Annotated in this window: 16 protein-coding genes; 10 read left to right on the forward strand and 6 right to left on the reverse strand. The window is 47.7% G+C overall.

Annotation, left to right across the window (positions count from 1 at the left end; all coding sequences use genetic code 11):
* Positions 1–132 precede the first annotated feature (132 nt).
* Both djlA and AC6I8U_RS02700 read left to right on the forward strand, forming a co-directional pair.
* Positions 133–987, forward strand: coding sequence for a co-chaperone DjlA (djlA, locus tag AC6I8U_RS02695; protein ID WP_128648797.1), 855 nt, complete (start codon positions 133–135; stop codon positions 985–987).
* On the forward strand, positions 987–1,529 hold the full coding sequence (locus AC6I8U_RS02700) for a DUF924 family protein (protein WP_498018305.1): 543 nt from the start codon (positions 987–989) through the stop codon (positions 1,527–1,529). The genes djlA and AC6I8U_RS02700 overlap by 1 nt, the downstream gene beginning before the upstream one ends.
* Before the next feature lie 3 nt (positions 1,530–1,532).
* Here AC6I8U_RS02700 and AC6I8U_RS02705 read toward each other — a convergent pair whose 3' ends face one another.
* The 5 genes from AC6I8U_RS02705 to leuA form a co-directional block, all read right to left on the reverse strand.
* Positions 1,533–2,312: a DUF547 domain-containing protein gene (locus AC6I8U_RS02705; RefSeq protein ID WP_498017689.1), complete on the reverse strand. Its 780-nt coding sequence runs from the start codon at positions 2,310–2,312 to the stop codon at positions 1,533–1,535.
* A 150-nt stretch (positions 2,313–2,462) separates the two neighbouring features.
* The gene (gene leuD / locus AC6I8U_RS02710) at positions 2,463–3,065 is read right to left on the reverse strand and encodes a 3-isopropylmalate dehydratase small subunit (protein ID WP_042473468.1); all 603 of its coding nucleotides are present in this window, start codon (positions 3,063–3,065) and stop codon (positions 2,463–2,465) included.
* A gap of 13 nt (positions 3,066–3,078) precedes the next feature.
* Positions 3,079–4,479, reverse strand: a complete 1,401-nt coding sequence (leuC, locus tag AC6I8U_RS02715) for a 3-isopropylmalate dehydratase large subunit (RefSeq protein ID WP_234495205.1) — start codon at positions 4,477–4,479, stop codon at positions 3,079–3,081.
* A 61-nt stretch (positions 4,480–4,540) separates the two neighbouring features.
* The gene (gene leuB / locus AC6I8U_RS02720) at positions 4,541–5,629 is read right to left on the reverse strand and encodes a 3-isopropylmalate dehydrogenase (RefSeq protein ID WP_112459557.1); all 1,089 of its coding nucleotides are present in this window, start codon (positions 5,627–5,629) and stop codon (positions 4,541–4,543) included.
* 115 nt (positions 5,630–5,744) lie between these two features.
* Positions 5,745–7,292 (reverse strand): 2-isopropylmalate synthase, encoded by a 1,548-nt coding sequence (gene leuA / locus AC6I8U_RS02725; protein WP_252012440.1) that lies wholly within the window; start codon positions 7,290–7,292, stop codon positions 5,745–5,747.
* 405 nt (positions 7,293–7,697) lie between these two features.
* Here leuA and AC6I8U_RS02730 point away from each other — a divergent pair, with 405 nt between their 5' ends.
* From AC6I8U_RS02730 to AC6I8U_RS02760, 7 genes are all read left to right on the forward strand, one after another.
* Complete coding sequence (locus AC6I8U_RS02730; RefSeq protein ID WP_042473471.1) at positions 7,698–8,348, forward strand: TetR/AcrR family transcriptional regulator; 651 nt, start codon at positions 7,698–7,700, stop codon at positions 8,346–8,348.
* Positions 8,349–8,368: 20 nt separating this feature from the next.
* On the forward strand, positions 8,369–9,688 hold the full coding sequence (locus AC6I8U_RS02735) for an efflux RND transporter periplasmic adaptor subunit (protein WP_498017690.1): 1,320 nt from the start codon (positions 8,369–8,371) through the stop codon (positions 9,686–9,688).
* Positions 9,685–12,786 carry an efflux RND transporter permease subunit gene (locus AC6I8U_RS02740; RefSeq protein WP_394150832.1) on the forward strand — a complete coding sequence of 1,034 codons (3,102 nt, stop codon included), beginning with the start codon at positions 9,685–9,687 and terminating at the stop codon, positions 12,784–12,786. The genes AC6I8U_RS02735 and AC6I8U_RS02740 overlap by 4 nt, the downstream gene beginning before the upstream one ends.
* 153 nt (positions 12,787–12,939) lie before the next feature.
* A complete protein-coding gene (locus AC6I8U_RS02745; RefSeq protein ID WP_042473476.1) occupies positions 12,940–13,473 on the forward strand; it encodes a phosphatase PAP2 family protein in 534 nt (177 codons plus the stop codon).
* A gap of 14 nt (positions 13,474–13,487) precedes the next feature.
* The gene (locus AC6I8U_RS02750; RefSeq protein ID WP_446567771.1) at positions 13,488–14,531 is read left to right on the forward strand and encodes an MJ1255/VC2487 family glycosyltransferase; all 1,044 of its coding nucleotides are present in this window, start codon (positions 13,488–13,490) and stop codon (positions 14,529–14,531) included.
* 545 nt (positions 14,532–15,076) lie between these two features.
* The gene (gene leuO, locus AC6I8U_RS02755) at positions 15,077–16,036 is read left to right on the forward strand and encodes a transcriptional regulator LeuO (RefSeq protein WP_042473481.1); all 960 of its coding nucleotides are present in this window, start codon (positions 15,077–15,079) and stop codon (positions 16,034–16,036) included.
* Positions 16,037–16,240: 204 nt separating this feature from the next.
* Positions 16,241–18,046 (forward strand): AMP-dependent synthetase/ligase, encoded by a 1,806-nt coding sequence (locus tag AC6I8U_RS02760; protein WP_498017691.1) that lies wholly within the window; start codon positions 16,241–16,243, stop codon positions 18,044–18,046.
* Positions 18,047–18,108: 62 nt separating this feature from the next.
* Here AC6I8U_RS02760 and shyC read toward each other — a convergent pair whose 3' ends face one another.
* Positions 18,109–19,398 (reverse strand): peptidoglycan DD-endopeptidase ShyC, encoded by a 1,290-nt coding sequence (gene shyC / locus AC6I8U_RS02765; RefSeq protein ID WP_446567773.1) that lies wholly within the window; start codon positions 19,396–19,398, stop codon positions 18,109–18,111.
* A 128-nt stretch (positions 19,399–19,526) separates the two neighbouring features.
* Here shyC and tyrS point away from each other — a divergent pair, with 128 nt between their 5' ends.
* Positions 19,527–20,714 (forward strand): tyrosine--tRNA ligase, encoded by a 1,188-nt coding sequence (gene tyrS, locus AC6I8U_RS02770; RefSeq protein ID WP_042473489.1) that lies wholly within the window; start codon positions 19,527–19,529, stop codon positions 20,712–20,714.
* Positions 20,715–20,837 lie beyond the last annotated feature (123 nt).

Consider the following 20,837-nt stretch of genomic DNA (forward strand, 5'->3'; position numbering starts at 1 on the left):
TTCATTCAGTTGAATTCGATTGATATTGAATCGTTTATAAGACGGTCTCTATCATAAAGGAAATTGACCTCAACGACACTAGTAGACTGCGAATCAGCGCAAAAATTCATAAATAAAGAGCACATACATCACATGATAGGTAAAATTTTAGGCGTATTTTTCGGCATGTTGTTTGGCGGACCGTTAGGGGCGCTGTTTGGGTTGTTTTTAGGGCATCAGTTTGACAAAGCTCGACGTTTAAATCAGTCCGGTTTTGCACGTGGCGGTTTTGGTGGCGCAGATCAGGCGCAGCGCCAAGAAGAGTTTCTCAATGCGGCGTATGCTGTTATGGGCCATGTGGCGAAGGCGAAAGGTCAGGTAACACGCGAAGAGATCCAGCTTGCGACCATCATGATGGATCGCATGAACCTTAACAGCGAGCAAAAACGTGCCGCACAAGAGGCCTTCCGTGAGGGTAAGTCTGCAGATTTTCCGCTTGAGCGAGTCCTAGATAAAGTACGTATTTCATCTGGCGGTCGCCATGACCTTTTGCAGTTCTTCCTTGAGCTTCAAATCTCAGCTGCGTTCGCAGATGGCAGTGTTCACCCAACAGAGCGCGAAGTACTGCACCGCATAGCACAAGGCCTTGGTTTTTCGGCGCAACAACTCGAGCAGCGCCTGCGTATGCAAGAAGCCGCGTTTCGATTCCAACAGGGCGGTGGCAACTTTGGTGGGGGTCACTATCAAGGTGGACAGCAAAGTGGTGGCAGTTGGCAACAAGCAAGCAGTGCGTCACAGCTCTCTGATGCCTATGATGTTCTCGGGATTTCTGAAGATGCGGATGCCAAAGCTGTTAAACGCGCTTATCGTAAGTTAATGAACGAGCACCACCCAGATAAACTCATGGCGAAAGGTCTGCCGCCAGAGATGATGAACATGGCGAAAGAGAAATCTCAAGAGATCCAAAACGCTTATGATCTCATTAAAAAAGTGAAAGGATTCAAGTAATACTAGCGGACAAGGATGTACTCGATTTTTGGTTTCAAGAGTTATCGCCAAAGGATTGGTTTTCTGGGGACAAAGCACTGGATGAGGTGATTACTCAAAGGTTTGGTGCGCTTCATGAACAAGCGCGCCAAGGGGAGCTCTATCATTGGCGCTCATCGGCTGAAGGCAGGCTTGCAGAAGTGATTGTGCTCGATCAGTTTTCTCGAAACCTGCATAGAGGCACGCCCGAGTCTTTTGCTTCGGATCCTATGGCTTTGGCATTGGCACAAGAGGCTGTCTTGAGCGGCGCTGACGAAATACTTTCAGCTGAACAGCGCACCTTTCTTTATATGCCCTACATGCACAGCGAATCGTTGAAAATACATGAGGAAGCGGTGCGCCTGTTTAAAAGTAATGGAATCGAAAACAACCTGGAATTTGAGTATCGCCACAAAGCGATTATTGAACGCTTTGGACGATACCCTCACCGAAATGAGATTTTAGATAGAAAGTCTACCGCAGAAGAGATTGAGTTCTTAAAACAGCCCGGCTCAAGCTTTTAACCCTTACTTCTTGTTCAAGTCCCAATCGTAATCGTATTTGATCTTGCCATCGAAACCGGCAAGATCAGGGCGATACTTCGCCATATGCTTCAATGCTCCACCATCTTGCACAAAGTCTGCCTCAAACCATTCATAAATCGACGACAAAGTGATGGTATTTCCTGAAATGCTCGCGCCTTTCGATGAGTTCACAAATGCACTAGCAGCACCTTCTAGCAGTGCTTTGGTGTTATCGGCCGTGAATGCCTGGGTTTGCAGATTCGGGCAACCTAGGCTGGCACAGTTGACCGCATAATGCGTTCTAGGATCGTTCCAAATCGGGCGCAGGATGCGGTGCTCGATATCGTTCAAGGTAAGAGTTTGCCCTGTAATAGTAATTACCTCATCACCCCATGGGCCAAAGCTAAATAAGCCGCCAAGCTTAGTGATGGATTTCACAGGGTACTCATCTAGGATCAAATCAACCGTGATGGCGTTATAGAGGTTCACCCAGTAGGCGTACTGCTCAGCGCGGCTAAGTTGTCTTGGATCGATTCGAGCTAGATCATTAATGTAGGTTTTAAGCGCTTGCTTATCGTTGGGAGATACGCGGACATAGCGCACTAGGGTATTCTCGCCTTCAGTGACCAAGTATCGGTCTAGAAAGCTCTGCCACGCTTGGTGCGAAACACTTTGCGTGTTGCTGTCATTACTTTTATCCCAATACGACCAAAGCTCAGATTTTGGTGCCGCAAAAGCACTGGTGGCAAAGATGAGAAAAACCAAAGAGAGAACACGTAGCATAGCGAATATCCATTCCGTTAAGTGATTAATCCAACAGACCCGACTCAGAGCCGAGTTCTTTCAGTGTAGTGACAAACGATATAAAAAAATCCCAGCCTTACTTAAGAAAGTAGGGCTGGGATTGGATAGTTCAAATAAATCGTGAACAGATTATTTTAAGAAGCTTGGGATCTTCGCTTCGTAAGCCGCGATCTTCTCTTCGTGCTGAAGCGTTAGACCGATGTTGTCCAGGCCGTTCAGTAGGCAATGACGACGGAATTCATCGATCTCAAAGCTATAAGATTGACCATTTGCAGTCACTTTCATCGCTTCTAGATCAACGGTGATCTCAGCACCCTCATTGGCTTCAACATAGCTAAATAGCTCATCAACTTCTTGTTCTGTCAGACGAACTGGCACCATCTGGTTATTGATAGAGTTACCGTAGAAGATGTCTGCGAAACTTGGTGCAATCATGACTTGGATGCCGTAATCCGCCAGTGCCCAAGGGGCGTGCTCACGAGATGAACCACAACCGAAGTTTTCGCGAGCAAGCAGAATGCTGGCACCTTGGTAACGAGGCGCGTTCATGACAAATTCTGGGTTATCTTGTTTGCCCGCATCGTCTAGGAAGCGCCAGTCGTGAAATAGGTGCTGACCAAAACCCGTACGAGTGACCTTTTGCAGAAACTGCTTAGGGATAATCGCATCGGTATCGACGTTGGCTGCATCAAGAGGGACGACTAAGCCGGTGTGTTGTTTAAATCCTGACATGGTATGTTCCTTCTTAGTCTAACTCTCTGATATCAACGAAATGTCCAGCAATAGCGGCTGCAGCGGCCATCGCAGGGCTTACTAGGTGCGTACGACCATCACGACCTTGGCGACCTTCGAAGTTACGGTTACTGGTCGATGCACAGCGCTCTTGTGGACCTAAACGGTCATTGTTCATAGCGAGACACATTGAGCAGCCCGGTAGGCGCCATTCAAAGCCAGCATCCTTGAAGATAGCGTCCAAACCTTCCGCTTCTGCCTGAGCTTTAACCTGCTCAGAACCAGGTACGATCAGCGCTTGAACGTGAGAAGCAACCTGACGGCCTTTGGCAATCTCCGCCGCCGCACGCATGTCTTCGATACGAGAGTTAGTACAAGAGCCAACAAATACCTTGTCTACCTTGTAATCTTTTAGTGATTTGCCCGCTTCTAGACCCATGTAAGCCAGCGCTTTTTCGGCTGATGCTTTTTCAACTGGGTCGGCGAAGCTTTCTGGCGCTGGAATTGGCTGATCAACCGCGATAACTTGACCTGGGTTAGTACCCCAAGTGACTTGAGGTTTGATGTCAGCACCGTTTAGTGTGACTACTGCATCGAAGGTCGCGTCAGCATCGGTCTTGAACGTTTTCCAGTACTCAACCGCAGCATCCCATTCAGCACCTTGAGGTGCGAATTTACGGCCTTTTAGGTACTCAAAAGTGGTCTCATCGGGTGCGATAAGGCCTGCTTTCGCGCCCAACTCGATAGCCATGTTACATACCGTCATGCGACCTTCCATGGAAAGGTCAGTGATGGCTTCACCACAGAACTCAACGACGTATCCAGTGCCGCCCGCAGCTGTTGTTTCGCCGATGATCGCGAGAACGATGTCTTTCGCTGTCACGCCCGGTGCCACTTTGCCTTGCACTTCGATTTTCATGGTTTTCGCGCGCGACTGTTTTAGAGTTTGCGTCGCTAGAACATGCTCAACCTCTGAAGTACCGATACCGAAGGCTAGTGAGCCAAATGCACCGTGAGTCGCGGTATGAGAGTCACCACATACGATCGTCATTGCTGGCAGCGTAATGCCCAGCTCTGGCCCCATAACGTGCACGATACCTTGGTATTTGTGGTTGATGTCATAAAGTGTCACACCAAACTCTTCACAGTTTTTCGATAGTGTTTCCATCTGGATACGTGCCATCTCACCAGAGGCGTTGATGTCTTTGGTCGTGGTTGACACGTTGTGATCCATAGTGGCAAATGTTTTGCCTACTTGGCGCACTTTGCGGCCTTTTTCACGCAGGCCATCGAAAGCCTGTGGTGAAGTCACTTCGTGAACCAAGTGACGGTCGATATAAAGGATTGGGTTTTCGCCCTCAGCTTCGACGGCAACATGAGCGTCGTAGACTTTTTCGTATAGAGTTTTAGACATTGCTTAATTCCTTGCTTCCCCTAGCCGAATTGAACGGCCATCGGCTAGGGCAGTGTTTTAGTTATGAATTCAGTACGTACGCTGCGATCTTGTCACCCATCTCAGAGGTGCTCAGTGCTGGCTTGTCACCGGCTAGGTCGGCAGTAAGCTCACCTGCTGCTAGGGCTTTGCTCACTGCTGCTTCAATATCTTGCGCTGCCGCTTCTTCACCTAAGCTGTAACGTAGCATTAGTGCCGCCGAAAGGATTTGAGCAACCGGGTTAGCGATGTTCTTGCCTGCGATATCGGGTGCACTGCCGCCAGCTGGCTCGTAAAGGCCGAACTGGCTTTCGTTTAGGCTTGCTGATGGCAGCATGCCCATAGAACCTGTGATCATCGCACATTCATCAGAGATGATATCGCCGAAGATGTTTGAGCAAAGCATGATGTCGAACTGTGCAGGGTCTTTGATAAGCTGCATCGTCGCGTTATCAATGTACATGTGGTTAAGCGTGACATCTGGATAGTCCTTCGCTACTTCTTCAACCACTTCACGCCATAGAATAGAGCTCTGTAGAACGTTCGCCTTGTCGATTGAGTAAACGTTCTTGTTACGAAGGCGTGCAGATTCAAACGCGATCTTAGCGATACGCTCGATCTCGTAGCGGTGGTAAACCTCAGTATCAAATGCTTTCTCTGTTGGGCCTTCGCCTTCACGACCTTTTGGCTGACCAAAGTAGATGCCGCCAGTGAGCTCGCGAACGACCACGATGTCGAAACCTTTTGCAGAGATATCAGCACGCAGTGGAGAGAAGTCCTCTAGACCTGCGTGAATCTGTGCAGGGCGTAGGTTACAGAACAGTTGGAAGTGTTTACGAAGTGGAAGTAGCGCGCCACGTTCAGGTTGATCGTTTGGTGGAAGGTGTTCCCATTTAGGGCCGCCAACCGAACCAAATAGAATTGCATTGGACTCTTCACAGCCTTTAACTGTGCTTTCTGGGAGCGGGCAGCCGTGGTTATCAATGGCAATACCACCTACATCAAACTCTTCACGCTCTAGGGTAATGTTGTGCTTCTCTGAAATTGCATCAAGCACTTTATGAGCCTGAGCCATTACTTCTGGACCAATACCGTCACCTGGTAGAACCGCAATCTTGTAAGTACCTGCCATGGGGCTAATTTCCTTAAATGTTGTATTTGCTTATATTTTTAGGTTTGCTCGCGGTTGTGCGAGCAAACGAATTTTTGGCTTGGCTCCGCCGAGAAGTGGAGCCAAGTAATCTGTCTTATACCGTTTCGACTTTCTTCTGCTTCATCACTTCGATTTGATCAGCGCGATGGATACTATTGATAACATGAAGTAGTGCCTGACCTGAAGCCTCAACGATGTCGGTTGAGACACCCGTACCGTGATATTTGCGACCTTTGTAGTTCGCGATGATATCCGCTTGACCTAAACCATCTTCACCTTCGCCTTTCGCCGTCAAATCAAACTTGTCTAGTACAATGTCATAACCGGTTACGCGATAGATACATTGGTAAAGTGCGTCAACTGGACCATTGCCCACAGCCGCTTCGCATTTCTCTTCGTCACCGCATTGGATCTTGATACTAGTCGTCGCCATGATGCTGCCTGACTGAACGCTTAAGTAGTTCAACTTAAAGAAGTCGTCTTCTTCGCGCAAGTTAGCAAAGTGCATCAATGCTTCTAGGTCGTAGTCGAATACCTGACCTTTACGATCCGCAAGCTTCAAGAAATCTTGGTACAAGGTATCTAGGTTGTACTCATGCTCACTGTAACCCATTGAATCCATGTGGCTCTTAACGGCCGCGCGGCCAGAACGGCTGGTTAGGTTCAATGCTTTGTTCTTCAGACCAATAGACTCCGGGGTCATGATCTCGTAAGTGTTCTTGTTCTTCAGCATGCCATCTTGGTGGATGCCTGAGGAGTGGCTGAACGCGTTGGCACCAACGATCGCCTTGTTGTCTTGAATCGGCATATTACATAGCTGAGAGACTAGCTTACTGGTGCGGTGGATCTCTTGATGCTGAAGACCGGTGTGAACGCCTAAAAACTCTTGACGCGTCTTGATGATCATCGCAATTTCTTCTAGCGAGCAGTTACCTGCACGCTCACCGATACCATTAATAGTCCCTTCGATTTGTCGAGCACCAGCTTGTACGGCTGCGATAGAGTTTGCCACTGACATACCCAAGTCATCGTGACAGTGCACAGAGATGATGGCTTTGTCGATGTTTGGAACGCGATTGAAAAGTGTCTGGATGATGCCACCGAACTCATTCGGGACGGTGTAGCCTACTGTGTCTGGGATGTTGATAGTACGAGCGCCAGCATCGATAGCCGCTTCTACCATACGACACAAGTTATCAATAGGAGTACGACCTGCATCTTCACATGAGAATTCAACGTCGTCGGTGTAGTTACGCGCATGCTTAACCGCTTTAACGCCCATCTCAACCACATCGTCGTAGCTGCGGCGCAATTTGTCTTGAACGTGGACGGTCGAGGTTGAAATGAAGGTATGGATACGGAACGCATCTGCCACTTTCAACGCTTCAGCTGCCGCATCAATGTCTTTGGCTACCGCGCGAGACAAGGCACATACGCGACTATCTTTAATGTGTTTCGCTATGGTCTGCACCGATTCAAAATCACCCGGAGAGGAGATAGGGAAACCAGCTTCGATAACATCAACACCTAGACGCTCGAGCGCATAAGCAATTTGCAGCTTCTCTTTCACTGTTAGGCTTGCTGAAAGTGCTTGTTCGCCGTCACGCAATGTGGTGTCGAATATAATCACCTGATCGTTCATATTTGCTTCCTCTTTTTCCAGGTTAATCGTTTACGTCCAGTTCAATCGATATAAAAAAACCCGCTTGTGTAAGCGGGTCTTTTGGAATTCTTTATGTGGTGTTTTTCGTCCACAACCTACCCGCGCGATGTTTTCACGATAAGGAGGAGGTTCAGGAGTAGAGAAAAACGTAATGACACTGTTATGCGTTCCACAAAAATAAGTTACAAGATTAGTACCGCACTCAGCTTCATGCGTCAAGGATTAATCTGAATTTTTATTGATATCGGAGCAGTTCGCTTTCTATCCGAGGTAAGGGGAGAGCTTAATTAATCACATGATTAATATTTGATGAATTTAACTGTTCGCCGATTGAGCAAGCTTTACTCTACAATTAATCAATGATTAATAAAAGCAAGGATTGGTATGACGAACGCTACTGAGACCACGCGTAAAGTCGGTCGTCCCAAAGAGCGTACGGATGCGAGGCACAAGCTCCTTACCCATGCGAGAGAACTGTTTGTCGTCATGCCTTATGACAAAGTCTCAACACGTCTGATTGCTCAAAAGGCGGGCGTCAATATTGCCATGATTCGCTACTACTTTGGTAACAAAGAAGGTCTTTTTGAGACTATGGTTCGCGAAACCATGATGCCGATGAAAAAGAAGATGGATGACATATTCAACGAGAGCGATCATCGTAATCTGTTTGAGTTCATGCGTATTTACTACCATGAAATGAATAAAGTCCCTCAGTTTCCGAGATTGGTCGCTCAAGTCATGCACATGCCGCCTTCAGCGACGCAGCGACGATTGTTTGAAAAGGTGTTCACCGATATGGGAAGACCAGACCATGATTTGATGTTTGGTAAGCTCAAAAAAGCGGGATATCTGCACAGCGATGTCAATCCAAAGCTCTGTAAAGTCTCTTTTATTGCTCTAATGGTGTTTCCGTTTGTGGCACCGCCCGCCATGCTGCAACTGCACGGTATTGAGCTAACCGAATCTTTTCTTGATGAACTGTTAGAACACAACATTCGTCTGCTCTCACGTGGTTTACTGCGTGACCAAACCTAATTAATTCAGAATGTAACCCTATGAAGTCTATAAACAAAAAACTCTTGTTCTTTCCTGCACTCGCAGTAGGCATCGTGGCGTTAATCGCCGCTGTTAACCTACGTCCTGACGTGCCAACCAAACCTGCAGGCGACCGCTCGCGAGTGGTTGATATCTTGCCGCTTCAACCACAGATGTCAGCGCCAGTAGCGATTGGTTTTGGCCGTGCTGAGCCGAAGGTACAGTGGCAAGCCATTGCTGAAGTGACGGGCGCGGTTATCTATAAGCATCCGAATCTTGAAAAAGGCACAGTGATAGCGGCGGGTACAGAAATTCTCCGTATTGATCCTTTAGATTATGAGCTCAAGCTATCTCAAGCCATTGCCGACCTGAAATCGAGCCAAACCCAATTGGCGCGTCTTGATCAAGAAGAGACCAATCTAAAGCAAACCCTTTCGATTGAGATGAATCGTTTGAAACTGGCAGAAAACGAGTATCAGCGCCGCGTGGATCTGAATAAGCGGGGGCTCACCTCACAGTCTGATGTTGATACTCAGCAGCAAAACATGTTGTCACAGAAGAAGCTAGTACAAGAGATTGAGAACCAATTGGCGCTGATGCCAGATGAGCGTGGCGTGTCTGAAGCATTGGTTAAGGTGAACCAAGCAAAAGCGGATGAAGCGCAGCGTTCACTGGAGAAAACTCGTATAACGCTGCCGATGACGATGCGCATCTCAGAGGTCGATGCTGAGATCAATCAGGTGGTCAACTTACAGCAAACCATGGTCACTGCGCACCTTAACGATGTCATGGAAGTGGAAGCGCAATTGTCCATTCATGACCTACAGCTGCTATCGGACACACTCTCATGGGATGAAAACCAAGCAGAGCGCGGCGAGCTCGATAAACTGCAAGCGACGGTTGAGCTCAGTAGCGGCAACCTAACCGCGACTTGGCCTGCAAAAGTTGCGCGCGTTAGTGAAACGGTTGATGCCAACCAAGCCACCGCTGGGGTGATCCTAGAGGTGTCTCAACTACCAAGCAGCAACGGCTTAGCCGGTACACCTGTGCTGGTGAATGGCATGTTTGTGAAGGCAACAATTGAAGGACAAAAACAGCAATCTTGGTCTGTCCCAGAGCGTGCTTTGCATGGCGACAAGATCTACTTGATGAATGCCGAAAATCGATTGGAAATGCGCGATGTGAATGTCGAATATCGCCGTGACAACCAAGTGATCATTTCTGGCGACCTCGAAGCGGGTGAGAAAGTGATCCTCAACGATATCTTGCCTGCCATTGAGGGGATGCTACTGCGCGATAGTCAAAGTGATGAACACAGTGTTGGAGAGGTCACCCAATGATCCGATTTTTCTCCAAACACCCAACAGCCGCAAACCTATTGATGCTCGCGCTGCTGATACTGGGTATCAGCTCGCTGTCGACCATCAAGCGAGAGACCTTTCCTGAGTTCGACCCTCCCTACATTATGGCTGCGATCACTTACCCTGGCGCCTCTCCACAAGAAGTGGAAGAGAGCTTGTGTGTGCGTATGGAAGATGCCGTTGACGGCCTTTCGAACATCGTCGAGACCAAATGTGAAGCGATTGAAGGCTCCGCAAGACTGACTCTCAAGCTTGATGAAAAAGCCGACATTGGCCGAATGCTGGTGGATGTTCAAACCCAAATCAACGCGATTAATGACTTTCCTGATGAGATTGAGTCACCTGTCGTACAAGAGCTGGATTGGAACGAACCTGTTGTCGATGTGGCGATCACCGCTGAGACCAGTTGGCCAGAATTAAAAGCCTATGCGGAGCAGCTAAAACGCACGCTCAAGCTTGACTACGGTGTTTCACTCGTTGATGTCAGTGGCTTTTCTGATCACCAGTACCGCGTTGAGCTGAATACTCAAATCATGCGTCAGCTTGGGTTAAGTATCGGTGATATCGCGACCCAGATTGGTAATCAAAACATTAAGCTGCCAAGCGGTAATGTCGAAACGGAAGATAAGAACTTTCTGATTCGCTTTGATGAGAGGCGTATTACCCCTCAAGAGTTAGAGTCGATTGTGGTGGGCTCTAGCCCGAGCGGTGCGTTGATTCGTCTCAAAGATGTCGCGACCATTACCGACCGATTCGAACTGGATGAGCAAAAAGTCCTGTTTAACGGCAAGCCCTCTGCCGTACTTAAAATCAGCAAGAACAAAGAAGACGACGCGCTGCGTGTGAAAGAGAAGGTGACGGAGTTTGTTGAAGCGCAGCGCCTGATCGCCCCTGAAGGGGTCACGCTTGAGATGACCAATGATATGTCGTCCATACTGTGGGATCGTCTGACCATGATGGTGAAAAATGGTTGGCAAGGTATCTTGCTGGTGTTTGCGACCATGTGGCTGTTCTTTAGTTTCCGTTACTCATTCTGGGTGGCCGCGGGCTTGCCAGTGGCGTTCTTGGGTGGCCTATTCTTGATGGCGAACCTTGGGCTCTCCATCAACATCATGTCTTTGGTGGGGCTACTAATGGCGATTGGTATCATGATGGATGATGCCATCGTGATCGCAGAGTCGATACAGGCGCACCTAGACCGTGGGCAGAAAATTGATGATGCGGTGATCAATGGCGTTAAGAAGGTGCTACCTGGTGTTATTTCATCTTTCTTAACTACAGTATGTATCTTCGGTAGCTTGCTGTTCTTGCAGGGTGAGATGGGCGCGGTGCTCAGAGCTGTGCCTCAGGTGCTGATACTTGTCTTGTCACTGAGCTTGGTTGAAGCATTCCTTATTCTGCCAAATCACCTGTCTCACTCACTGCATAAGCACAACCGTGACAAGCAGCCTGTGAAGTTTAAACGAGTACTGCTGGAGCGTTTTGAGCACTTCAGAAACACCACGTTAGTAAATGCGGTAGATAAAGTCGTCTCTTATCGCTACGCCTTCATGGGCAGTGTGTTTGCAGCGCTGCTTATCTCTGTCAGCTTACTTGCTGGTGGTGTGGTGAAGTTCAATCCATTCCCTGCATTGGACGGTGATATTGCCGAAGCTCGTATTATTCTGCCGCCGGGGGCATCTTTGTCTCAGACCGAGCGAGTGGTCGATAAAATCGTTCTATCCGCTGAAAAGCTCAATAAGCAGTGGAGTGAAGAGGTAGAAGGTGGTGAAACCTTGGTGAAGCAGATCACCAGTCAGTTCAACACTAACCAAGATGCCAACGAGTCGGGCCCCCATATAGCGACGGTCAGGCTGGATCTGCTGAGTGCAGAGATCCGCAATACGCTCATCGATGAGTTTATCGACGCTTGGCGTGAGGATGTGGGAGAGCTTGCTGACCCAATCTCTATGGTATTCAAGCAGCCTACGATGGGGCCGGGTGGTCGTGCGATTGAAGTGCGCATCGCACATGACGATCTGGATATGCTGAAAGCGGCGTCGGTGGAGATCCAACAATACCTGAATGAATTTGATGGTGTGAGCGGCGTGCTCGATGACATGCGCCTCGGTAAAGAAGAGATCTTAGTTAAACTGCGTCCGGGAGCTGAGAGCTTTGGGGTTAATGGTCAGATGATCGCAAGTCAGTTGCGTGCAGCATTCTTTGGTCAAACCGCCGATGAGATCCAAGTGGGCGTTGAGAACATCAAGATTGAAGTGAAGCTCGACAAGCAAGATATCGGCGACATTCAGCAGTTGTCGAACTTCCCGATTTTCTTAGCAGACGGCTCGCAAGTACCGCTGGCATCGGTCGCGACACTCGATTTTCAGCGTAACTACGTTCGCATCCAGCGCGTCAATGGCCTGAGAACGGTCAGCGTGTTTGGTGATGTTGATACCAGCAAGGCGAGCTCCACCGATATCATTAGACAGTTCCAAGCCGAAGAAGTCGCTAAGCTCCAGAAAGAGTATCCTGGATTGCGTTTTGATTTTGAGGGTGAAACCAAAGACAGCGCAGAGACGGGCGCGTCGATGGCTAAAGGGTTTTTGTTAGGGCTATTTGGCGTCTTCACCATTCTTAGCTACCAGTTCAGAAGCTACCTAGAGCCGTTTGTGGTGATGCTGGCAATACCGCTTGCGTTTATCGGCGTGGTTTGGGGACACTTACTTCTAGGGCACTCGATGAGTATGCCAAGTATTATGGGCTTTGTGTCTTTGGCGGGGATTGTTGTGAATGACTCAATCTTGCTGGTGCAGTACATACGTCACCACGTTGATGAAGGCGATTCTGTACATGACTCAGTGGTGAAAGCGAGTCGTGAGCGCTTCAGAGCCGTGTTCTTAACATCGATGACCACAGCTGCCGGTTTGCTGCCTTTGTTAACCGAGACCAGCCTGCAGGCTCAGGTTATTCAGCCTCTGGTTATCTCCATTGTGTTTGGTATTTTTGCTTCCACAGCTTTGGTGCTATTCATGATTCCTTCGGCCTACGCCATCCTCGCGGATTGGGGATTGGTTCATAAGCATGAAGAGCTTTAACACGCCATAAATCCTCTCTCAATCAAATGAAAGTTAGTGACTAGGGTTCCTCTAGCGCTAACTTTCATCATTTCTCCAATAAACCGTCACCGAATTGTCATTGTTGCTGACTACTTTTTGATCATGAACTGCGCGTCTAACAAGGAGTAGGTTGTGCGAACGATTGAACCGATTGCAAGAATGGATTTGGCATTTTCATTGTTTTGTTTGGGGCACCGATTTAACGCTCAGGTAGCTCGAGTGAGTCGCTGGGTATCCCGCACCGGCGATGGGCACTTATACCTCTTACTCGGCGTTTCGGTTTGGCTCTTTGACGACACTGTCGGTAAGCTGTTTTTTGCCGCTGCTCTGCTGGCATTCGCGATTGAACTACCGATTTATTGGTTAGCCAAAAATAGCTTCAAGCGCCGCAGACCCGAAGAGTTCTCCAACCTTTTACATGCCTTTATTACACCATCGGATCGCTACAGCTTGCCATCCGGGCACACGGCGGCAGCATTTTTAATGGCGACCATCATTGGTCATTTCTATCCAGGTTGGCACGATGCTGCATTGATGTGGGCTGCCTTCATCGGAGCGTCACGCATCTTACTCGGGGTTCACTTTCTTACCGATGTCGTCATTGGCGCAGCGCTTGGTCTTTCGTCGGCTCAGATCGCGCTTAACTACGTTCTAGACAAGTTTTAAAAGGAACCGCATTAATGAAAATACTTTACGGTGTTCAGGGGACGGGCAATGGGCATATTGCACGTGCGAGGGCGATGTGTCATGCGCTGAAGTCTCATGATGTAGACGTCGATTTTCTTTTTTCTGGGCGAGCGAAAGACAAATACTTCTCGATGGAACAGTTTGGTGACTATCAAACCCGCAGAGGTTTTAGCTTTGTCACAGAAAACGGTCGGGTGAATTACATGAAAACCGCGCTAGAAAACAGTTTGCCTTCGTTTCTTGGCGAGGTGCGAGAGTTAGATGTCAGTGGTTATGACCTTGTCGTGAACGATTTTGAGCCTGTTTCTGCATGGGCGGCGAAAAGGCAAAAAGTCCCCACAGTCAGTATTAGTCATCAGAACGCGTTTCTTTTCGACGTTCCTCAAAAAGGAGCGAACTGGCTAGATGATTCTGTGATACAGCATTTCGCACCGTCGCAATATCAACTGGGACTTCACTGGTATCATTTTGGTCAGCCGATTTTGCCTCCCATCGTTCACACCCTTGAGCAGGATGTTACCTCGGAAGATTTTATTTTGGTCTACCTGCCATTTGAAAACACCGATGCCATCATTGACCTTCTTCTTCGCTTTGCGAGGCATAACTTTGTTTGTTATCACCCTGACAATATCGAACACGCGCAAGTTGAGAATATCTTGATGAAGCCGCTTAGCCATGAAAGCTTTCAATGCGATTTGCATCGCTGCTCTGGTGTGATTGCTAACGGAGGCTTTGAACTGCCTTCAGAAGCACTTAGCTTGGGTAAAAAGCTGTTGGTGAAACCGTTAGATGGTCAGTTTGAGCAGCAAAGTAATGCGGCGACGTTAGAAAGTTTAGGGTTGGCTCAGTCTATGGACTTCTTAGATGCCGGAGTTATCCGAGACTGGTTGGATGAAAAGCAGGCGGAGCGCGTGTTCTACCCCGACGTCGCAGAAGGTATTGCTAACTGGCTCGTTAGCGGCAATTGGTCATGCAGTGCGAATTTGCGTGAGAGTTTGTGGGAGAAAGTCGATTTCCCAAGTTACGCTTCTATCTGACCATTACCATCCTTACCGATTTACAACGAAGCCCAACCTGACTCTAGGTTGGGCTTTGTTGTTATTGTCATACAGTTCATCCGGTTACATACATCGAGCTCTCTATATTGGATTTTCGTCCGTGTAGGGTATGGCGATGATGAATACTAACTATATACAATGCGAATAGTAGTGACTGAAATTTAATCGTGTATCAAATAGACTATAAGGGACAGCTTTACACCTTGTTATAGTGCCTAGTTATGATTTGGCATGCTAACTTGGACAAAAGTTATTAAAAATGTAATTTATCTTTTTTTATATATGATTTAAATTATTGTTATTAAAGGTTATTGTAATTAACCTGATAAAATTTGATGATTCTTTGTCAATCTTGTTGGTGTTGAGTTAATTATTGGTGGATAGTTGGTTTCGTCCTCGAAGTATGCAGAGGATTAATAGAATGATGTAGGGTACCCCTGAGGCGATGACGCTGTTCTCATTGCTCTCTTTTATTGGTTACCTGTTCCCCATAGTCGAGATTGAAATTACACGAGGCTTACTAAATGTTAGACAAAAAAGATGCTATGAGCGCAATCGCTAGTTACCGCATGGAAAGCACATTACGCGGCGTAGATCTAAACCTATTGACTGTTTTCGACGCAGTGATGCAAGAGCAGAATATCACTCGCGCGGCGCACAATTTGGGTATGTCGCAACCTGCAGTAAGTAACGCAGTAGCGCGTCTAAAAGTGATGTTTAATGACGAGCTATTTATGCGTCAGGGCCGTGGTATTCAACCTACACAACGAGCACGTCAATTGTTTGGTCCTGTTCGTCAAGCGCTACAATTGATCCGCAACGAGCTTCCAAGCTCTATCTTCACACCAGAGACATCAACTCGTCTATTTAAGATGGCGATTTGCTCTCCATGTGACATGCGTTTTGCTCCAAAAATCATGCAAACTATCTCTGAGCAAGCGCCGCACGTGCAGCTTCACTTAGACGCAGAAGCGGATCGTCAGCTCGCTGATCGTATGCGCTACCAAGAGATCGATTTTGTTATCGACTACGCTCGTTACGATGCGCAAGGTTTCTCAAGCACAGAGATCTTCCAAGATGAGTTGGTTGTGGTTGCAGCGAAAAACCACCCGCGTATCCATGGTGCAGTAAGCACAGCGCAGCTAGCCAATGAAAAGCACGCTAAGCTGTCTAAAGTTCACGGTGTACGCAGCTTCTCAGAGCAGGCTTATCGCGACCTTGAGTGTCAAGCGTCTTACGAAGGTACTAGCCTTAGCAATGTGCTGTATGTGGTAGGTCAGTCGGAGCTAGTGACGATCGCTCCACGTTGGTTAGTTGAAAACGCTGTTAATAAAGAGCAGCTACAAGTACTTACTCTGCCAACAGAAAACAACAAAATCAGCGGTTTCCTAAGCTGGCACGAGTCGAGCGAAAAAGACAAAGGTCACATCTGGCTACGTGATCAGCTAATGGTTATCTGCGGCGAAGTTGTTGCTTTGTCATAATCCATTACAACTTTAGTCATCGAGCCCCAAGCACGCTGTGCTTGGGGCTTTTTTATTGGTTTCAGCGCTTTATTATCATCGCACGGTAAATCGGGTAGGAATTATTGATAACTTTGATATGGGTCTGTTGCCTTTTTCAGCGGCAGATGTACACTTGTGCGCTCAAAAGGCTTACATGTGTAAGCTAAAAGGTAAAGATAGAACATGGCTAATTTAGATTTCCATATTGTAAAGAAGATTCGTGACCGAATCGCACAAGGTGGCGACAAGATCGCCTTACGACATAAAATCAACAATGTGTGGCAAGGGATTAGCTGGAAGGAGTTTGGAGTCAACATTGATGCGTTGTCTCTGGCTCTGATTGGAAAAGGAATCCAACCTCAAGATAAGATTGGTATCATTTCGAACAACATGCCGAAATGGACCATTGCTGATTTGGCTGCATTACAAGTGCGCGCAGTGACTGTGCCGCTATACCCTACCAATACGCCAGCTCAAACCAGTTATATCGTTCAAAATGCGGATGTACGTATTCTCTTTGTTGGTGAACAGGAGCAATACGATGCAGCGCTATCTATTTTTCATGAATGTGAGCAGCTAGAACTCATCGTTGCGATGAGTGAAGAGATCGTTCTAGAAGACAACAGTTTCTCGGTAAGCTGGCAGCAGTTTATTGCTGATGCCAGTATCGAGAACCAGTCAGAACTCACAGAGCGTTTGTCACAAGCTAACTACGACGATCTACTGACGCTGATCTATACCTCTGGAACAACGGGTCAGCCAAAAGGTGTCATGCTTGACTATGCAAACATTTCAGCACAGCTTCGCGGACACGATGAGAGACTGAGCTTAAGCGAGAGCGATGTGTCTCTTTGTTTCCTTCCGCTCTCTCATGTGTTTGAGCGCGCGTGGACATTCTACGTCTTGTATAAAGGTGGCACGAACTGCTACTTGCAAGACACAATGCAGGTACGTGACGCGTTAGGCGAAATTCGCCCAACGGTAATGAGTGCGGTGCCACGCTTCTACGAGAAGATTTTCTCTGCAATTCATGAACGCGTATCTAAAGCGCCAATTCATCGCAAGATCCTGTTTACCTGGGCGGTGAACATGGGAGCGAAAATGGCGCAATGCCGCCAGGATAATGTAGAACCATCCTTCTTGCTTAAGAAAAGCTACGCACTGGCAGACAAGATTGTGCTTGCTAAACTGCGTGAGCTGCTTGGTGGCCGCATTAACTTTATGCCATGTGGCGGCGCTAAACTTGACGAGACCATTGGTCGTTTTTTCCAAGCGATTGGTATCAACGTCAAGCTAGGCTACGGCATGACAGAAACCACAGCGACGGTTTCTTGCTGGGATGATACCTGCTATAACCCAGGCTCTATCGGGATGCCAATGCCAGGTGCTGAGGTTAAGATCGGCGACAACAATGAGATCCTCGTCCGTGGTCCTATGGTCATGCGCGGCTATTACAAGCTGCCGGAAGAAACAGCGAAGACCTTTGATGCTGACGGCTTCTTGAAGACAGGTGATGCGGGTGAGTTTGATGCACAGGGCAATCTGTTTATCACTGATCGCATCAAGGAGCTAATGAAGACCTCAAATGGTAAGTACATTGCGCCGCAAGCTATTGAAGGCGCTATCGGTAAAGACCATTACATTGAGCAGATTGCGGTTATCGCTGATACTCGTAAGTTCGTTTCTGCCTTGATCGTGCCGTGCTTTGACACGCTAGAAGAGTATGCCAAAGAGCTCAATATCAAGTATCAAGACCGTCTGGAGCTGATTAAGCATCATGAAGTGGTTGAGATGTTTGAGAAACGCATTACCGAGCTGCAAAAAGAGCTGGCTAAGTTTGAGCAGGTCAAGAAGTTCAAACTGCTACCGACCGGCTTTTCGATGGATAAGGGTGAGCTGACACCAACGCAGAAACTGCGCCGTAAAGTCATCAACGACCGTTACCAAGACGAAATTGAAGAGATGTATCGCGACGCACCAAGCAAGTAATACACTCTAAGTAAACGAAAGCCCCGAGCAATGCTCGGGGCTTTTTTTGTTGCTGTGATTTTTTAGTTGTTGGCGTAAAGCAGTTCGCTGTATCGGTCTAAAGTATTGAGGCGGTTCTGCGCATTAGCCAAGAAGGTTTGCTTCGCTTTGCCTGTTAAAGACTTAGATTGTGGAAGCTTGACCGTTCTTGGATTCTTATGAACGCCATTAACCAAGAATTCATAATGGAGGTGCGGACCGGTCACTCGACCTGTGCCGCCAAGTGTACCCACTGTCTGTCCTTGCTTTACACGCTGCCCGGTTTTTACCTTACGTTTTTGTAGGTGCAAGTACTTGGTAATAAAGGTGTTACTGTGTTTGATAAACACATAATTACCATTGAACTGGTTATAGCTAGATTTGATTACCGTACCATCGCCTGCTGCCCAAATCGGTGTACCAACTGGAGCGGCATAATCGGTGCCTCGGTGAGCTCGAACTTTACCTGTGACTGGGTGGCGACGGTTCGGATTGAAGTTTGACGTTACACGCCTAAAGTCGAGTGGTGCTCGCAAGAACGCCTTTTTCATCGCTCGACCGTTCTCGTCGTAATAGTTACCTGTTTTGTCATCAAAGATGGCGGTAAACGTGTCATTTTGGTTTTTAAAGATAGCGGCGATGATTTTACCGCGGCCAATCACTTCGCCTTCGACGACTTTCTCTTGATACAGTAGTTTAAAGTAGTCGCCAGAGCGGATATCTAACGCAAAGTCTATATCCCAACCAAAAATACCGGCTAGCTCCATGATTTGGTTGGCGGTCAATCCTGCACCAATTCCCGCATTCCAGAAGTTTGAGCTGATCTCTGCTTGCGCATAATTGTATTGGTAGTCGACCTGTTTTTTGTCCCAACTAGAGGCAAAGCCTTTATCGGTTTTGGTAACCTTGAAAGTCTCATAGTCATTGATGCGGCGCTTTAGCTGCACGAAGTCGCTGTTCTCGTCAAAACCAAAGGTCAGCTTGTCACCGGGGCGCAAACGCGATAGCTGCTGCTTAATATCGTCGTTGGTATAGATAAGATCGTGAAGTAGGCGAGGAGAAAGACCAAGACGTTGAAATAGAATTGCCGCACTCTCACCGGAGCGAACGGTATGCTCTTCCCACTTTAATACCACGGTCGGTGGTGCAGCATTACCAATTGGGAATGCATCGCTATCTATGGAGAGCGAGTAGTGCTTGCCAATTTCGAGTCGGTCGTTTCTATCATCCAGCTCTGAGATATCTGGCAGAAACAGTGCAACGACGATAATGGCACTAAAAAAGGCGATGAGCGCGCGATGGAGCCAAGGCAAGCGCTTAAAAACAGAGACCATGAGCGTTTAATTCAACATTATTTTGAAATTTCCTAAACCAAATAGTCTAACTGGTTTCAAAAAACATCGCTATTCAAGTAAGATGTCCAACTATTATATTTTTGCCAAATCTGTGGGAGTGAACAAGAATGGCGAACCTTGAAGCAGCGTTGGCTGAAATCAAACGCGGTGTTGACGAGCTAATTCCAGAAGAAGAACTGATTGCGAAGCTAAAAGAGAACCGTCCTCTTCGCATTAAACTGGGTGCCGATCCAACTGCGCCAGATATTCACCTAGGCCATACCGTAATTTTGAACAAACTACGTGCATTCCAAGACCTAGGCCACGACGTGACGTTCCTGATCGGTGACTTCACCGGTATGGTTGGCGACCCAACGGGTAAAAACACGACTCGCCCACCGCTAACTCGTGAAGACGTACTGCGTAACGCAGAAACGTATAAAGAGCAGGTATTCAAAATCCTAGATCCTGCAAAGACTAAGATTGCATTTAACTCTGAGTGGCTATCTGAGCTTGGTGCTGAGGGCATGATTCGCCTTGCTGCAAACCAAACTGTTGCTCGTATGCTTGAGCGTGATGACTTTAAAAAGCGTTACGGCAACAACCAGCCAATCGCAATCCACGAATTTATGTATCCACTGCTTCAAGGTTACGACTCAGTAGCGATGGAAACGGATGTAGAGCTTGGTGGTACAGACCAGAAGTTCAACCTGCTTATGGGTCGTGAACTGCAAAAGTCGCACGGTCAAAAGCCACAAGTTGTGCTTACTATGCCACTACTAGTTGGTCTAGACGGCGTGAAGAAGATGTCTAAGTCTGCTCACAACTACATCGGTGTAAGTGAAGCGCCATCAGAAATGTTCGGTAAGATCATGTCTATCTCTGATGATTTGATGTGGAGCTACTACGAGCTGCTTTCATTCCGTCCACTAGGCGAGATTGCCCAGTTCAAGGCAGACGTTGAAGGTGGTGCAAACCCTCGTGACGTTAAGATCTTGCTAGCGAAAGAAATCATCGCTCGTTTCCACTCAGAAGCCGATGCTGACGCGGCGGAAAAAGAGTTCATCAACCGTTTCCAAAAAGGTGCGATGCCAGAAGAGATGCCTGAGTTCGACTTCGACGCGGGCCTTCCAATCGGTAACCTACTAAAAGAAGCGGGCCTTGTGAGCTCAACGTCTGACGCTATGCGTATGATCCGCCAAGGTGCGGTGAAGATCGATGGCGAAAAAGTTGAAGACACTAAGCTAGTACCAGCAGCAGGCCAAGCGGTTTACCAAGTGGGTAAACGTAAGTTTGCTCGCGTGACGCTGAAGTAATACTTCGATGCTGTGAGGGCGCTTTGAGAAGATCCCTGCCTGCACAGGGACGACACAGTACAGACTACAGTGACTATTCAATGCGCATCAAAAACCTCCTTCGGGAGGTTTTTTTGTATCGGC

Source organism: Vibrio sp. KUL80 (genome assembly GCF_059725495.1).

Bases quoted from the DNA above. Each gene is read 5' to 3' on its own strand.
- leuA (WP_252012440.1), bottom strand. From the start codon at position 7,292: ATGAACGATCAGGTGATTATATTCGACACCACATTGCGTGACGGCGAA.
- AC6I8U_RS02740 (WP_394150832.1), top strand. From the start codon at position 9,685: ATGATCCGATTTTTCTCCAAACACCCAACAGCCGCAAACCTATTGATG.
- AC6I8U_RS02705 (WP_498017689.1), bottom strand. From the start codon at position 2,312: ATGCTACGTGTTCTCTCTTTGGTTTTTCTCATCTTTGCCACCAGTGCT.
- leuO (WP_042473481.1), top strand. From the start codon at position 15,077: ATGTTAGACAAAAAAGATGCTATGAGCGCAATCGCTAGTTACCGCATG.
- djlA (WP_128648797.1), top strand. From the start codon at position 133: ATGATAGGTAAAATTTTAGGCGTATTTTTCGGCATGTTGTTTGGCGGA.
- shyC (WP_446567773.1), bottom strand. From the start codon at position 19,398: ATGGTCTCTGTTTTTAAGCGCTTGCCTTGGCTCCATCGCGCGCTCATC.
- AC6I8U_RS02730 (WP_042473471.1), top strand. From the start codon at position 7,698: ATGACGAACGCTACTGAGACCACGCGTAAAGTCGGTCGTCCCAAAGAG.
- AC6I8U_RS02760 (WP_498017691.1), top strand. From the start codon at position 16,241: ATGGCTAATTTAGATTTCCATATTGTAAAGAAGATTCGTGACCGAATC.
- tyrS (WP_042473489.1), top strand. From the start codon at position 19,527: ATGGCGAACCTTGAAGCAGCGTTGGCTGAAATCAAACGCGGTGTTGAC.
- leuC (WP_234495205.1), bottom strand. From the start codon at position 4,479: ATGTCTAAAACTCTATACGAAAAAGTCTACGACGCTCATGTTGCCGTC.
- AC6I8U_RS02735 (WP_498017690.1), top strand. From the start codon at position 8,369: ATGAAGTCTATAAACAAAAAACTCTTGTTCTTTCCTGCACTCGCAGTA.
- leuD (WP_042473468.1), bottom strand. From the start codon at position 3,065: ATGTCAGGATTTAAACAACACACCGGCTTAGTCGTCCCTCTTGATGCA.
- leuB (WP_112459557.1), bottom strand. From the start codon at position 5,629: ATGGCAGGTACTTACAAGATTGCGGTTCTACCAGGTGACGGTATTGGT.
- AC6I8U_RS02750 (WP_446567771.1), top strand. From the start codon at position 13,488: ATGAAAATACTTTACGGTGTTCAGGGGACGGGCAATGGGCATATTGCA.